The 14608-nt window shown below is 61.6% G+C and carries 13 protein-coding genes; 1 reads left to right on the forward strand and 12 read right to left on the reverse strand.

What is annotated here, in order from left to right; genetic code table 11:
- Nucleotides 1-20 precede the first annotated feature (20 nt).
- On the forward strand, nucleotides 21-1511 hold the full coding sequence (mltF, locus tag OKB87_RS07410) for a membrane-bound lytic murein transglycosylase MltF (protein ID WP_011705651.1): 1491 nt from the start codon (nucleotides 21-23) through the stop codon (nucleotides 1509-1511).
- A 358-nt stretch (nucleotides 1512-1869) separates the two neighbouring features.
- Here the strand turns inward: mltF and OKB87_RS07415 are convergent, their stop codons facing one another.
- The 12 genes from OKB87_RS07415 to pepB (OKB87_RS07470) form a co-directional block, all read right to left on the reverse strand.
- Complete coding sequence (locus tag OKB87_RS07415; RefSeq protein ID WP_041216326.1) at nucleotides 1870-2103, reverse strand: zinc ribbon domain-containing protein; 234 nt, start codon at nucleotides 2101-2103, stop codon at nucleotides 1870-1872.
- 103 nt (nucleotides 2104-2206) lie between these two features.
- Nucleotides 2207-3706, reverse strand: coding sequence for a ribosome biogenesis GTPase Der (gene der / locus OKB87_RS07420; protein WP_270826989.1), 1500 nt, complete (start codon nucleotides 3704-3706; stop codon nucleotides 2207-2209).
- Between the two features lie 74 nt (nucleotides 3707-3780).
- The gene (bamB, locus tag OKB87_RS07425) at nucleotides 3781-4965 is read right to left on the reverse strand and encodes an outer membrane protein assembly factor BamB (protein ID WP_024944077.1); all 1185 of its coding nucleotides are present in this window, start codon (nucleotides 4963-4965) and stop codon (nucleotides 3781-3783) included.
- On the reverse strand, nucleotides 4958-5608 hold the full coding sequence (locus OKB87_RS07430; protein ID WP_270826992.1) for a YfgM family protein: 651 nt from the start codon (nucleotides 5606-5608) through the stop codon (nucleotides 4958-4960). The genes bamB and OKB87_RS07430 overlap by 8 nt, the downstream gene beginning before the upstream one ends.
- A 3-nt stretch (nucleotides 5609-5611) precedes the next feature.
- Nucleotides 5612-6889, reverse strand: coding sequence for a histidine--tRNA ligase (hisS, locus tag OKB87_RS07435; RefSeq protein WP_270826994.1), 1278 nt, complete (start codon nucleotides 6887-6889; stop codon nucleotides 5612-5614).
- A 138-nt stretch (nucleotides 6890-7027) separates the two neighbouring features.
- Nucleotides 7028-8143, reverse strand: a complete 1116-nt coding sequence (ispG, locus tag OKB87_RS07440) for a flavodoxin-dependent (E)-4-hydroxy-3-methylbut-2-enyl-diphosphate synthase (protein WP_016350405.1) — start codon at nucleotides 8141-8143, stop codon at nucleotides 7028-7030.
- Between the two features lie 10 nt (nucleotides 8144-8153).
- A complete protein-coding gene (gene rodZ / locus OKB87_RS07445) occupies nucleotides 8154-9092 on the reverse strand; it encodes a cytoskeleton protein RodZ (RefSeq protein ID WP_029301241.1) in 939 nt (312 codons plus the stop codon).
- Nucleotides 9082-9873, reverse strand: a complete 792-nt coding sequence (tapF, locus tag OKB87_RS07450) for a PilW family type IVa pilus biogenesis/stability lipoprotein TapF (protein ID WP_263676424.1) — start codon at nucleotides 9871-9873, stop codon at nucleotides 9082-9084. The genes rodZ and tapF overlap by 11 nt, the downstream gene beginning before the upstream one ends.
- A 12-nt stretch (nucleotides 9874-9885) precedes the next feature.
- The gene (locus OKB87_RS07455; RefSeq protein WP_011705642.1) at nucleotides 9886-10989 is read right to left on the reverse strand and encodes a bifunctional tRNA (adenosine(37)-C2)-methyltransferase TrmG/ribosomal RNA large subunit methyltransferase RlmN; all 1104 of its coding nucleotides are present in this window, start codon (nucleotides 10987-10989) and stop codon (nucleotides 9886-9888) included.
- Between the two features lie 168 nt (nucleotides 10990-11157).
- Nucleotides 11158-11586 (reverse strand): nucleoside-diphosphate kinase, encoded by a 429-nt coding sequence (ndk, locus tag OKB87_RS07460; protein ID WP_011705641.1) that lies wholly within the window; start codon nucleotides 11584-11586, stop codon nucleotides 11158-11160.
- A 269-nt stretch (nucleotides 11587-11855) separates the two neighbouring features.
- A complete protein-coding gene (gene pepB / locus OKB87_RS07465) occupies nucleotides 11856-13139 on the reverse strand; it encodes an aminopeptidase PepB (protein WP_270826999.1) in 1284 nt (427 codons plus the stop codon).
- 107 nt (nucleotides 13140-13246) lie between these two features.
- Nucleotides 13247-14545, reverse strand: coding sequence for an aminopeptidase PepB (gene pepB / locus OKB87_RS07470; protein ID WP_270827001.1), 1299 nt, complete (start codon nucleotides 14543-14545; stop codon nucleotides 13247-13249).
- Between the last annotated feature and the right edge of the window lie 63 nt (nucleotides 14546-14608).

The following is a 14608-nucleotide window of genomic DNA, read 5'->3' on the forward strand; positions in this document are numbered from 1 at the left end:
AGGTGCCTCTTTTTTGACAAATGCCGATTTTTTCAACAAGGGTACTCACCTACTTGCGCTGCATTTTTCGACTGTTTATCGGGCTGACGTTGCTGCTGACCCTGGTCGGTTGCGACTTCTACACCCCCTCCAGCCAGCTGGAGCAGATCCGCCAGCGAGGCGAGATCCGGGTTGGCACCATCTACGGCCCCACCTCTTATTACCAGCGTGACGACACCGCCCAGGGGTTCGATTACGAGCTGGCGCAGAGTTATGCCGACTGGCTGGGGGTCAAGCTGACCATAGTGCCGGTCTACTCCACCGCCGAACTGGTGGAACTGCTGAGAAAGGGCAAGCTGGATCTGGCTGCCGCCGCCATCGTGGTCACCCCGGAGCGGCGCCAGCTGTTTCGCTTCGGCCCCGGCTTCTACCAAGTCTCCCCCAAGCTGGTCTATCGCAATGGTTCTCCCAAACCCAAGGACATCGGCGATCTCAAGGGCAATATAGTGGTACCGGCCGGTTCCACCGGCGAAGATCTGCTCAAGGAGCTCGCCAAGCAGTACCCCAACCTGAAGTGGAGCACCAATCGGGATGCCGACGTGGAGGAGCTGCTCAAGCAGGTGGCCGACGGCAAGATTGACTACACGGTGGTGCAGGATACCGTGCTGGCCCGCACCCAGCGCTACTACCCCGAGCTCACCGAAGGGATGACCCTGGCCAAGAACCAGACCGTGGCCTGGGCCATGACCAAGCTGCCGGACGACAGCCTCTACGCCAGCATCATCGACTTCTTCGGCCAGCGCTTCATGGACGGCGCCATCGCCAAGCTCGACGAGAAGTACTTCGGCCACGTGCAGAATTTCGACTTCGTCGACACCCGCACCTTCTTGCAGCGGGCCAAGAGCCTGCTGCCCAAGTATCAGGATCTGTTCAAGACCCACGCCAACGTGGTGGACTGGCGCCTGCTGGCAGCCATCAGCTATCAGGAATCCCACTGGGATCCGGAGGCACGCTCCTACACCGGGGTGCGCGGCATGATGATGCTGACCGAGCCCACCGCCAAGGCGATGGGGGTCAACAACCGGCTGCATCCGGAGGAGAGCATCAAGGGGGGTGCCCGTTATCTGGAGCAGATGATGGAGAAGGTGCCCGCCTCGGTGCCCGATGACGAGAAGGTGTGGTTTGCCCTCACCGCCTACAACATCGGTTACGGCCACATGATGGATGCCCGCCGCCTGACCAAGGAACTCGGCAAGAATCCCGATGCCTGGAGCGACGTGAAAGAGGTGCTGCCGCTGCTGCAGCAGTCGCGCTGGCATCGCAAGGTACGCTACGGTTATGCCCGTGGCGGCGAGGCGCGCAACTACGTCAACAACGTGCGCCAGTACTACCAGAGCCTGCTCTGGCTCGACAACGAGCAGCAGAAAGCCCACCGCCGTGAAGAGCTGGACGATGACGACAGCAGCGAGCCGCCCAGTGCCGAGCGCCCCACTGTCATCGCCGAAGTGGTCAAGCAGATCACCCTGCGCTGATCCCTTGTTGACAGGTTTGTTTTTCGGGTGGTTTCTCTGTTACCATCCGACCATACCGGAGCCTATCCGAAATTGTTTTTATCGCGCTATTTCATCCACTTGCACTCGGGATGACAGCACTTTCAGATAGGCTCCCATCATCACCCAAGGCCGGGATGGCCACCCAATGGGAGGAGACCAAGATGCGAGCTCGCAGAAGAACGACACTGGTCAGAAAAGCAAAGTGCGGCTGGAGCCCCAGACGCAAACTCAAGCTCAATGACATCAAACGCAAGATATGGCGCCGAAACCGCTCCTTCACCTTGCTGATAGCAGAACACACAGCATAAACCCGGCAATTGCCGGGTTTTTTATCGCCTCAATTCCCCGCCTGCGGGCTCACCTCAAAGACCACTGCCCGCTTCGATACCAGGCTGTTGCAGTGATTGCAGAAGTAATCCACCGCGCCGCAGGCCTTGAGCCGCTCCAGCTCCTGCCGGCAGGTCGGGCAGAGGGCCCGGATCTGGAAACGGGCCTGGCACTGGCTGCAGGTGGTCTCGCGGCTGCGACTGTCCAGCTCGCCCTGACAGGCAGGGCAGTGAAGGTGACTCATGGTTGGCTCCTTGCAAAGTGAATGTGCAGTGGGTCAGCCCACTGCACATTCCCCTCCCCTTTTCCTAGAAAAAACGGCTGCCGGTGAGGGCAGCCGCTGGGCCTTATTTCTTGGCTTTGGCCTTGAGCAGGCGCTTGCGTTGACGCTCCTGGCTCAGGGTCAGGGTATTTTTCTTGCCCTCGAACGGGTTGGCCGACTCCTGGAACTCGACCCGGACCGGCGTCCCCATGATCTTCAGCGACTTGCGGAAGTAGTTGATGAGGTAGCGCTTGTAGGAATCCGGCAAGTCGTTGAGCTGGTTGCCGTGGATCACGATGCGCGGCGGGTTGTAGCCACCGGCGTGGGCATATTTGAGCTTGACCCGGCGACCGTTCACCATCGGCGGCTGGTGGTCTTCCTGCGCCATCTGCATGATGCGGGTCAGCATAGCGGTGCTGGTACGGCGGGTGGCGGACTGGTAGGCCTCCTGAATGGATTCGAACAGGTGGCCAACCCCGCTGCCGTGCAGGGCGGAGATGAAGTGTACGCGGGCGAAGTCGATGAAGCCCAGACGACGATCGAGCTCGTTCTTGACGTCCTCTTTCACCTTCTGATCCAGACCATCCCACTTGTTCACCACCAGTACCACGGAGCGGCCGGTGTTGAGCACGAAGCCAAGGATGCTCAAGTCCTGATCGGTGATGGTCTCCTGGGCGTCGATCACCAGCAGGCAGACGTTGGCATCTTCAATCGCCTTGAGGGTCTTGATGACGGAGAACTTCTCCACCGTCTCGTGCACCTTGCCGCGACGACGCACGCCGGCGGTGTCGATGATGACGTACTTCTGCTCGTCACGCTCCATCGGGATGTAGACGGAGTCGCGGGTAGTGCCCGGCATGTCATAGACGATGACCCGATCTTCACCCAGCATGCGGTTGGTCAGGGTGGATTTGCCGACGTTGGGGCGACCGACGATGGCAAACTTGATGGGCAGATCGGCGAACGGCGTCTCCTTGGTGTCTTCCTTGGTGTCGAGTTCACCAGCAGCCACCATGCGCAGCAGGGCTTCTTCGTCGAAGTCCTCTTCTTCCTCATCCTGCGCGGTTTCTTGTGTGGCGGCGTCGACCAGGGTCTCCAGATGGGGGGCCAGCGCCAGCTCCAGCAGGCTCAGTACGCCGCGACCGTGGGCGGCCGCCATCTGGTAGACCTCGCCCAGGGCCAGACTGTAGAACTCGGACACGGCGGAGTCACCGTCGATGCCGTCGGTCTTGTTGGCCACCAGAAACACCTTCTTGTGGGTCTTGCGCAGGTGCTCGGCGATGGCCTGATCCGCCGCGGTCAAACCGGCACGGGCATCCACCATGAACAGCACCACGTCGGCCTCTTCGATGGCCAGCAGGGACTGTTCGGCCATCTTCAGCTCGATCCCCTCTTCGGTGCCATCGATACCGCCGGTATCCACCACGATAAATTCCAGCTCGCCCAACTTCGCCTGGCCGTACTTGCGGTCCCGGGTCAGACCGGGGAAGTCAGCCACCAGGGCATCCCGGGTACGGGTCAGACGGTTAAACAGGGTGGATTTCCCCACGTTGGGGCGGCCCACCAGGGCTACTACAGGAGTCATAAAAGCCTCATTCTCAAGACGACAAAGGCTCCGGGTCCGAAGACCAGGAGCCGGATATTCAGATTGACGGGCGATCAGGGACGCTTGATAGCGTACAACTTGCCGCCACGGCTCTGCACATACAGGGTGTCACCGTCCACCAGGGGGGCGGCGTACAGACCACTGCTGTCGAGCTGCTGCATGGCCTTGATGGTACCGTCGGTACGATCCAGCCAATACAGGTAACCTTCCACATCGCCGACCACCACATAGTCACCCAGGATGACGGGGGCGGTCACGGTGCGGTTTTCCAGCTGGGTATTGGACCACAGCTCGAGACCATTGCGACGGTCGACCGCAAACAGATGGCTGCGGCTATCGGTCAGCACGATGGCATTGCCGGTCACCGCCATGTCGCGGTAGCCGGAATACTTGCGCTTCCATACCTCGTCACCGGTCATCAGCTTGCGCGCCATCAGCTGGCCATTATAGGCGATGGCATAGAGCTCATCGCCGGCAATCAGCGGGGTAGCGTCCACGTCGACCATCCGATCCAGCTCGGTGGCACCGCGCGGGTCGGCGACCTTGGACTGGCGCACCGGCTGACCGTTGCTGAGCAGGGCGATGCCCACCTTGCCATCGGCGCGGCCGTACAGCACGGCGCCGTTGGTGATGATGGGGGCGCCGGCGCTGCGCAGGGTCAACGGCGGTTGTTCTTCCGCCAGAGTCCACTGCAGCTTGCCTTCATCGGTATCGAGCGCCACCAGACGGCCCGAGGTGGTCAGCACCACCACCCGGCCATCTTCGACGGCAGGGCTTGCCACCACTTCACCCGGCACCGAGGTCTGCCACAGCACTTCGCCGTTCTCCTGGTTCAGGGCGTAGACCACCCCGTTCTCGGAACCCAGGAACAGCTTGCCGTAACGGGATACCAGGCCACCGGAGAGGCGGGCGCTGCGCTTGTCGGCGTTGATCGGCAAGTCAGCCAGATCCACGCTCCACAGCTCCTTGCCACTTTCGCGGTCAAAGGCGGTCACGTCGCCATCGCGAGCGGCGGCATAGATGCGTTCCTCTTCCACCACCGGCTTGAGCTGGGAGTAGAAGTCGCCGATGCCGTCACCCACCGAGGAGGACCAGCTGGTATCGGCCGTGAAGGCGGACTCGACCTTGGGCAGCGGCGCCATCGGGTTGAGATCCTCTTCCGAACTGAACAGGGAGCACCCCTGCAGGGCGAAGGAGACCGCAGCCCCCAACACCACCATCTTGAACAGATTACGCATCCGGAGCCCCACCCGTGGTCACCGCTGGCAACGCCAGATCGTCCATTTTCAGCTTGAGCTCGGCGCTGCCCTGCAGGCCGCCGGCATCGGCCGCCGCCTGATAGGCATCGCGCGCCTCTTCGGCCTTGCCCTGCTTGAGCAGCACGTCGCCACGCACTTCCGCGACCTGGGCCTTGAAGGCATCGTTGTTGATCTTGCCAAGCTGGGCCAGCGCCTCGTCAGCCTTGCCCTGATCGTTCAGCACCCGGGCCAGACGCAGAGCGGCGATGGGACGGATGCTCTCGTCACCGCTGGTGGCCACCTGGGTCAGCTGCTCGACGGCCAGATCCAGCTTGCCGGCCTTGACGGCGGCGGCGGCCAGCTGCAGAGCAGCCAGTTCGGCATAGGAGTCACCCTGGTGGGCGCTGATGAAGCTTTGCGCCTGCTCGAAGCCGGCGGCATCACCCTTGGCCAGCTGGGCGGCCATTTCGTTGTAAGCCTGGGAGGCGGTCTCCTGGCTGGTCTGCTGATGCTCGTTGTAGTAGCGCCAGCCAAAGAGTCCAACCAGACCGATAACAGTTCCTGCGATCACCGAGGTTCCGTTCTCTTTCCACCAGCTCTTGATGACCTCAACCTGTTGTTCTTCGGTGGTATAAACTTCCACAGCTTACTCTCCTTTGGCTGCCAGCAGGGCAATGGCGGCGTCGACCGTGACGGTCTGTTGCTCGGCCTGGCCACGCAGATATTTGATGGTGATCTCCCCGTTTTGCACCTCGGTCTCGCCAAGGATCAGGGCAATGGCCGCGCCGCTCTTGTCGGCACGCTTGAGTTGTTTCTTGAAGTTGCCGCCGCCGCAGTGGCTCATCAGGCGCAAGTCAGGCAGGGCGTCGCGCAGCCGCTCGGCCAGCTGGAAACCGGCCTGTTCAGTGCCCTCGCCCACCATGGCCAGGTAGACATCCACCGCCGGGCGGATATCGCCGTTGAGTTCGAGGGTCTCGAGCATCAGCACCAGTCGCTCCATGCCCATGGCGAAACCCACAGCCGGCGTCGGCTGACCACCGAGCTGCTCCACCAGGCCGTCGTAGCGACCACCGGCACAGACGGTGCCCTGGGCGCCCAGACTGTTGGTAACCCACTCGAACACGGTGAGGTTGTAGTAGTCGAGGCCGCGAACCAGCCGCTCGTTCACTTCATACTGGATGCCGGCGGATTCGAGCAGGCACTTGAGCCCCTCGAAGTGGGCCAGGCTCTCTTCGCCCAGGTGATCGAACAGACGCGGGGCACCCACCAGAATGGCTTGTACCTTCTCGTCCTTGGAGTCCAGCACCCGCAGCGGGTTGCTGTACATGCGGCGCTGGCTCTCTTCGTCCAGCTGATCCTTGTACTGCTCCAGGTAGGCGACCAGCGCATCGCGGTAGGCGGCGCGCTCGCTGCTCTGACCGAGGGTGTTAAGTTGCAGGGTCACGTGTTCGCTGATGCCGAACAGACGCCACAGGCGGTGAGTCAGCATGATGAGCTCGGCATCGATGTCCGGCCCGTTGATGCCGAACAGCTCGACCCCGAACTGGTGGAACTGGCGATAGCGGCCCTTCTGGGGACGCTCGTGACGGAACATGGGGCCCATGTACCACATCCGGCGTTCCTGGTTGTAAAGCAGACCGTGCTCGATGCCGGCCCGCACGCAGCTGGCGGTGCCTTCCGGGCGCAGACTCAGGCTGTCGCCGTTGCGGTCTTCAAAGGTGTACATCTCTTTTTCGACCACGTCGGTCACTTCACCGATGGCGCGCTTGAACAGATGGGTCTGCTCGACAATCGGCATGCGCACTTCGCTGTAGCCATAGCTGGCCACGACCTGGCGCAGGATCTGTTCTACTTTCTGCCATACCGGGCTCTGCTCCGGCAGGCAATCATTCATACCGCGAATAGCTTGGATCTGTTTTGCCACGTTGATACTCGAGAAAAAGAGGTAAAATTTGGCCGCATTATAGGGATTTTCGACCCCGAGGTAAAATCAGGGTATTCCAATGCGGGATGTAAAATCAGCAACCTAAAGACAGGGCCACCCTGAGTGGCCCTTGGTTGCTCAACCCTCGTCCACCTGGATCTGGTTGGCCGGATCCAGCATGGCGGCCCGGGCGCGAATGCGGCGCTCCAGGGTCGGGATGAGATCCTTGTTGTCGAGCCGGTCCACCCGCTGACCACCCTCGTAGAAGGCGCTCTTGTTGGCCGCACCCGCCAGACCCAGATCCGAGACCAGCGCCTCGCCAGGACCATTCACCACGCAACCGATGATGGATACATCCATCGGGGTGATGATGTCTTCCAGCCGCTCTTCCAGGGCGTTGACCGTGCCGATGACGTCGAACTCCTGGCGGGAGCAGGAGGGACAGGCGATGAAGTTGATGCCGCGGGAACGGATGCGCAGGGATTTCAGGATGTCGAAACCCACCTTGATCTCTTCCACCGGATCGGCCGCCAGCGAGATCCGCAGGGTGTCGCCGATGCCTTCGCTCAGCAGCATGCCAAGACCGATGGCGGACTTCACCGCGCCGGCGCGAAAACCGCCCGCTTCGGTGATGCCCAAATGCAGCGGCTGTTCAATCTGTTTGGCCAGCAGGCGATAGGCGCCGACTGCCAGGAAAACGTCGGACGCCTTGACGCTCACCTTGAAGTTGTCGAAGTTCAGGCGATCCAGATAGTCCACGTGGCGCATGGCTGACTCGAGCAGCGCCTCCGGGGTCGGTTCACCGTACTTTTCCTGAATGTCTTTCTCCAGCGAACCGCCGTTGACGCCGATGCGGATCGGGATGTTGTAGTGACGAGCGCAGTCGACCACGGCGCGGACCCGCTCCTCGTTGCCGATGTTGCCCGGGTTGATGCGCAGGCAATCGGCACCGTATTCGGCCACTTTCAGGGCGATGCGGTAGTCGAAGTGGATATCGGCGACGATGGGAATGCGGGTCTGCTGCTTGATGAGCTTGAAGGCTTCCGCCGCTTCCATGGTGGGCACCGAAACCCGCACGATGTCGGCGCCAACCCGCTCGATCCGCTGGATCTGCTCGACGGTGGCGGCCACGTCCGTGGTCTTGGTGTTGGTCATGGTCTGCACCGTGATGGGGGCATCGCCCCCAACCGGTACATTACCGACCATGATCTGCCTGGATTTACGACGAATGATGGGAGATTCGTGAGCGGACATGGCGGACAGATTACTCCTGCGGCAGTGAGAGGCGAGCAGTCCGGCCGTTGTTGTAACGGCTCATGTCGATGGACTTGCCCTGATATTCGATATTGACGGCCATGGGCGCACCAATGATGAATTTGAGCGGCTCGGGTCCTTCCAGTACCAGTTCGTCATTGGCCTTCTTGAGGCCGCTGAACAGGGTCTTGCCCTTGGCATCCTTGACATCCAGCCAGCAGTCAGCGGTGAAGCTCATCTTCAGCTGGGGCACCTTGGCCGGCTCGCTCGTGGCGGTGTCGGCAGCCGGTTGCGTGGCCGTGGCGGCAGAGGTCGCAACAGCCGTGGTCGCCACGGCGCTGCTGGCATCGACCGGCAGCGTGGTCGCGGCAGCGCTCGCCACGGGGTCAGCCGAGGTCGCGGCCGCAGCGGAAGTTGCCGGAGCAACCACAGGGTCAGCCACGTCCACCGCCGGCGGCACGGTGGCGCTCGGGGTGTTGCTGGTCGCGCCCATTTCAGTCGCGGCCAGGGCCTCGTCACCGGCGGAGCGACGCGCCGTGCTCTGCCACCACCAGGCGACGGAGAGCGCGATCAGCACCAGGATCACCAGCCAGGTGACGACCTTGAGGCGGCTGTCATTGGCCTGCTGACGGGAGCGACGGGAGAAGCTCTGCATGTCGATGTTGTCGGGGGGAGTCAGCCCCAGCTTGTCATAAGCCGCGAGGATGGTCTCTTCCGGGATACCGACCAGCTTGGCATAAGTACGCAGATAACCCCGAATGAAGGTATGGGACGTATGCTTGTCATACGTATCCGATTCGATCGCGGCAATCAGGGTCAGACGAAGGTGAATGCGAGACGCAACCTGTTCTCGTGTCCAGCCGAGCTGTTCACGGGCGTTGCGCAGCAGCTGGCCTGGGCCAACTGCCTGGGAGTCGTCTTGAAAATCGTGTGGCTGTTCAGTAGTCATTGGCTAAGTAACGCTTGGCTTGTTGCGAAGTGGGATATTGCCTTACCAGCTCAGTCCCGAATTGGTGAAGTAGTGCCGGTTTGTCCATGGCCTGCGCCAGCCGCAATCTCAACCAGAGACTGTTCTCGTTCTCGTCTGACACATCGGCAAAACGGGCGAGATAGGCCTGCACATCAGGCAGCTTGCCATCTTTCATGGAAAGCTCCGCCATGTCCAGCAATAACCTTGGATTGCGGGGATTATACCCCAAGGCCAAGCGATAATACTCGCTTGCTTTATCATTTCTGCGATTTTGCGCGGCGCAAAGTGCCGCGTTTTCATAGGTATCGGCAATCTTGATGTAGTTGGGCTGGCTGACGGCCTGCAGGAAGGCCTTTTCCGCCTCGTCGAAGCGACCACGATTGCAAAGGAAGGCGCCATAGTTGTTCATCGCGTCAGCATTGGACGGATCCATGGCAAGGGCTGTCTTGTAGCTCTCTTCGGCCGCCTTGAAATCTTCCACCTGCTGGTAGAAGTAGGCAAAACCGACGTAAACCTGAGGGTTGGCAGGGTCATACTGCAGCGCGCGGTCAAGGTTGAACTTGGCCTGCTCGGCGTTGCCCTGTTGCAGATATTGAATACCCAAATCCAGACGGGTCTGGGCTGCCGCCTTGAGATCGGGACCCACTTCACGCTGGGTGGAATTCTGGCCAGCGTAAGTGGTCTCGGTAACACAGCCTGGCAGCGCGCAGAGCGCTGCCACTACGATCAATGTACGTGTATCCATTCCCTGACTATACAATGGCTTAGCAAGTTAAACCATTTTGACGGAAATCCCATCCTGTTGCATCCGATTTTTCATGGTGCGCTTGGTACGATCGATCACCTCCCCCACCAGCTGGCCGCAGGCCGCATCGATGTCGTCACCACGGGTCTTGCGGACGATGACGGTGAATCCATATTCCATCAATACCTTGGAAAAACGGTCAATACGGCTGTTGCTCGGCTTGCCGTAGGGGTTGCCCGGGAAGGGGTTGAACGGGATCAGGTTGATCTTGCTCGGGGTATCCTTGAGCACCTTGGCCAGCTCGTGGGCGTGCTGCATGTCGTCATTGATATGATCGAGCAGCACATATTCCACGGTCACCCGGCCACCGTTGGCGTTGGACTTGCCGAGGTAGCGACGGACACCAGCAAGGAACTCCTCAATGTTGTACTTGTCGTTGATCGGCATGATCTCGGAGCGCAGCTTGTCGTTGGGCGCGTGCAGGGAGATGGCCAGGGCCACGTCAATCTGGTCACCCAGCATGTCCAGTGCCGGCACCACGCCGGACGTGGAGATGGTCACCCGGCGCTTGGAGATGCCGTAGCCGAAGTCGTCCATCATCAGGCGCATGGCCGGTACCACGTTGGCGAGGTTGAGCAGCGGCTCGCCCATGCCCATCATCACCACGTTGGTGATGGGACGCTTGCCGCCGACGATCTTGGCAGCGCGCCATACCTGGCCGATGATCTCGGAGACTTTCAGGTTGCGGTTGAAGCCTTGCTGGGCGGTAGAGCAGAATTTGCACTCCAGGGCGCAGCCTACTTGGGAGGAGACGCACAGGGTCGCCCGATCCTCTTCCGGAATGTAGACGGTCTCCACTTCCTGGCCGCCGACCTGCAGCGCCCACTTGATGGTGCCGTCGGAGGAGCGCTGTTCGCGGCTCACTTCTGGCGCCCGGATCTCGGCGATCGCCTTGAGGCGCTCGCGCAGCACCTTGTTGACGTTGTTCATCTGATCGAAATCATCACAACCAAAGTGATAGATCCACTTCATCACCTGATCTGCCCGAAACGGCTTCTCGCCCAGTTCGACGAAGAAGGCACGCATGGCATCCCGATCAAGATCCAGCAGGTTGGTTTTTGTTTCGCTCATCAAGGGCCTCAGCTCACACACTTCATAAATTATCGGCTGACCTACGTCAGGGGGCGGCATTGTACAAATTATGGGTCCGGCTTTCCACCTGGAGAATAAGTGGATATTGACCGAATGACCAAAAAACAAAAGGGAGCCGAGGCTCCCTTGGGGTTCTTTCGGCAGAAATCAGCCGCGCGGGCAGATCTCGGCGTCGGAGAAGAAGTAGGCGATTTCACGGGCAGCGGAGGCCGGTGCATCGGAGCCGTGCACGGCGTTGCGGTCGATGCTCTCGGCGAAGCAGGCACGCAGGGTGCCGGCCAGGGCCTCTTTCGGGTTGGTGGCGCCCATGATTTCACGGTGGCGACGGATGGCCTCTTCGCCTTCCAGCACCTGGATCATGACGGGGCCGGAGGTCATGAAGCTGACCAGGCCGTCATAGAAAGGCTTGCCCTGGTGCTCGGCATAGAAACCGGCGGCTTGCTCGCTGCTCATGTGCAGCATCTTGGCGGCGATGACTTTCAGGCCAGCGCTCTCGAAACGGTTGTAGATGGCACCGATCAGGTTCTTGCTGACGGCATCCGGCTTGATGATGGAGAAGGTACGTTCGATGGCCATTGAGATCTTTCCTTAACTACAGAGATTTATTGTTAGAATCCATGTTCGGCGGCGATTATACGTAAACAAAAAGCGAAATAACACACAGAAAAGCAACTTTTTATTAAACAAATTATTCCCTAAAACAACATCACCACTCATATTGGCCCAGGCTGGCAGGAAAAAATGTGCGCTTGTGCACGATAGTCATGTTAACCCCCTGAAACCCAGGCTATTGCTCACCCTCCCCCTGTCGAAAGGGCACCCGCAGGTGCCCTTGTCGTTGCCGGTCAGCGGACCTCCGCCAGCAGGGTGTGGGCGATGGTGCGCATCCCCAGGGTGTTGGCCCCCGGTGCCCACAGGTTGTCGCCGTTCTCGCTGAAACAGGCGGCGAGATCGACGTGCAGCCAGCCCTGCCCCTCATTGGCAACGAAGCGGGAGAGGAAGCCCGCCGCGTTGGAGGCACCACCCGGACCGCCGCCCGGCACGGGCCGGCTGTTGGCGGTGTCGGCATAGTGGGACGGGCACTGCTGGCGATGCCAAGGTTCCAGCGGCAGCGGCCAGGCGGGTTCCTGTTCGGTATCCGCATAGCCCATGGCGCGGCTCACCAGCCCTTTGTCCAGCCCGAACAGAGCATTGTAACGCCCCCCCAGCGCCATCACCGCCGCCCCGGTGAGGGTCGCGGCGTCGATGACCAGCGGCGCGCCGGAATCCCCGGCCAGCTGCAGGCCGTCGGCCAGCACCAGCCGCCCCTCGGCATCGGTGTTGACGATCTCCACCGTGGTGCCGTTCTTGTAGGTGAGGATGTCACCCAACTTGTAGGCGTGGCCGGAGACCAGGTTCTCGGCGCAGCAGAGGATGAGCTTCACCCGCTTGTCGAGGCCGCGCAGAATGGCCAGCGCCAGGGCGCCAGTCACAATGGCGGCACCGCCCATGTCGTGCTTCATGGTCAGCATGCCCTGGGAGGTCTTCATGGAATAGCCGCCGGAGTCGAAGGTGATGCCCTTGCCCACCAGCGCTGCCGCCACCGGGGCTTTGGGATCCTTGCTCGGGTTGAAGTCCAGCTCCAGCAGCACGGGCTCGCGCTCGCTGCCACGGCCGACCTGGTAGAGACCGACCCAGCCCGCCTGCTGCAAGGCTTCCCCCTTGAGGATGCGATGACTGATCCGGTCCGGCGCCAGCTCGGTGATGAAGGCGGCGGCTTCAACCGCCAGCTCCAGCGGCCCCAGCTGTTCCGGCGTGGCATTGGTCATCTCCCGCACCCAGCGCCCGCACAGCCAGCGCGCCTCCAGCTCCTCCCGATCCTCCTCGGACGAAGTAGCCCACTGCAGCTCGACCTCCACCTTGGGGGTCTGCAGCCCTTGGGCAAAGGCCCACTGCTGCTCGCGCTCCCAGTGACCGGCCAGCACCACCTGCTGGATTCCCTGACTGCACAGACGCCGTGCCGCCTGCTGGATATCCAGCAAGGGGCTGGCGGTCACCAGATGGATCACCATGCCGTCGGCGCGGTGGGAGAGCAGCGCCCCCTCACCCCACTCGGGAGCGGCAAATTCTCGGCTCAACCAGATGTTCATGCACTCACCTCCTGCAGCCAGCGGGTGACAGATAATACGCAGGCCGTGGCGCTGTTCACCGATTGTCCAAAGCCTTCACCAAATGCTTGATTCAGCCAGACTCTCATTCACTCAACCTCCTGCAGCCAGCGGGCAATCGTGCGCAGGCCGTGGCCCTTGGCACCGGTCGCCCACAGATCGTTGCCCGATTTTTGATAGGAAGCGGCCAGGTCCAGGTGCACCCAGCCCTTGCCTTCGCCACGCACGAAGCGCGACAGGAAGGCCGCCGCGGTGGTCGCACCGGCGGTGCCTTCGGCGGACGCCACATTGCCCAGCTCGGCAAAGGCGGAGGTGAGCTGGCCCGCGTGCCATGGCTCCAGCGGCAGCGCCCAGGCCTGCTCGTTTTCGGCTTTGGCGGCTGCCAGCGCACGGGCCTGCTCGACCTCATCGAGGGCAAACACGGCGTTGTAGTCGCGGCCCAGCGCGGTCTTGGCGGCGCCGGTCAGGGTAGCGGCGTCGAGGATATAGGCAGCCCCGCTTTCGCTGGCGGCCAGCAGGCCGTCAGCCAGTACCAGGCGGCCTTCCGCATCGGTGTTCTGGATCTCGACCGAGATGCCGTTGCGATAGGTGAGGATGTCACCGAGCTTGAAGGCATGGCCGGAGACCAGGTTCTCGGCGCAGCAGAGGATGAGTTTCACCCGCTTGTTCAGGCCGCGGCTGATGGCCAGCGCCAGCGCGCCGGTCACCATGGCGGCGCCGCCCATGTCGGACTTCATCGGCAGCATGTTGTCGGAGGACTTCATGGAGTAGCCGCCGGAATCGAAGGTGATCCCCTTGCCCACCAGCGCCGCCAGCACGGGGGCATTGGCATCCCCGGTCGGGTTGTAGTCGAGCTCCAGCAGCACCGGCTCGCGCTCGCTGCCGCGGCCCACCGACCAGATCCCGATGTGACCGGCCTCCTGCAGCGCCTCCCCGGCAGTAATGCGGGCGGTCACCTTGTCACCGGCGAGACTGCGGATGAGCAGCAGGGCGGATTCCGCCAGGCTCATGGGGTAGATCTCCTGCGGGCAGCCGTTGGTCACTTCGCGCACCCAGCGGGTCGCTTTGAGCAAAGCCGCCAGCTCGGCAGCCTCCTGGTCGCTCTGCTCGCCGAAATCGAGCTCGCGAACCCCCTTGGCGGCATAGAAGCCCTGGGCAAAGGCGTAGCGACGCTCCCCATTCCAGCCCTCACCCACCAGCTTGACGCGCTTGATGCCGCTCGACTCGAGGCGTCTGGCACCCCGCTGGATGGCGCGCAGCGCCTCCTTCTCCTGGCCGCTGCCCAGATGGATATGGGCTTCGTCGCCGTTGAAACTGAGCAGGGCACCCTCGCCCCAGTGGGCGGCGGCGGCCTGGGAAGACAACCGTACGTTCATCATGTCAGCCATGTTCTCTTGCTTCCTTTTTATTGGCACTTTCATCAACGAATAGGGAAATCACGGGCACAAAAA

It is taken from the genome of Aeromonas sp. Y318-1, from assembly GCF_027706125.1.
Taxonomy (GTDB): domain Bacteria; phylum Pseudomonadota; class Gammaproteobacteria; order Enterobacterales; family Aeromonadaceae; genus Aeromonas; species Aeromonas hydrophila.

Bases quoted from the DNA above. Each gene is read 5' to 3' on its own strand.
- mltF (WP_011705651.1), top strand. From the start codon at position 21: ATGCCGATTTTTTCAACAAGGGTACTCACCTACTTGCGCTGCATTTTT.
- OKB87_RS07415 (WP_041216326.1), bottom strand. From the start codon at position 2,103: ATGAGTCACCTTCACTGCCCTGCCTGTCAGGGCGAGCTGGACAGTCGC.
- der (WP_270826989.1), bottom strand. From the start codon at position 3,706: ATGACTCCTGTAGTAGCCCTGGTGGGCCGCCCCAACGTGGGGAAATCC.
- bamB (WP_024944077.1), bottom strand. From the start codon at position 4,965: ATGCGTAATCTGTTCAAGATGGTGGTGTTGGGGGCTGCGGTCTCCTTC.
- ispG (WP_016350405.1), bottom strand. From the start codon at position 8,143: ATGTCCGCTCACGAATCTCCCATCATTCGTCGTAAATCCAGGCAGATC.
- rodZ (WP_029301241.1), bottom strand. From the start codon at position 9,092: ATGACTACTGAACAGCCACACGATTTTCAAGACGACTCCCAGGCAGTT.
- OKB87_RS07455 (WP_011705642.1), bottom strand. From the start codon at position 10,989: ATGAGCGAAACAAAAACCAACCTGCTGGATCTTGATCGGGATGCCATG.
- ndk (WP_011705641.1), bottom strand. From the start codon at position 11,586: ATGGCCATCGAACGTACCTTCTCCATCATCAAGCCGGATGCCGTCAGC.
- pepB (WP_270826999.1), bottom strand. From the start codon at position 13,139: ATGAACATCTGGTTGAGCCGAGAATTTGCCGCTCCCGAGTGGGGTGAG.
- pepB (WP_270827001.1), bottom strand. From the start codon at position 14,545: ATGGCTGACATGATGAACGTACGGTTGTCTTCCCAGGCCGCCGCCGCC.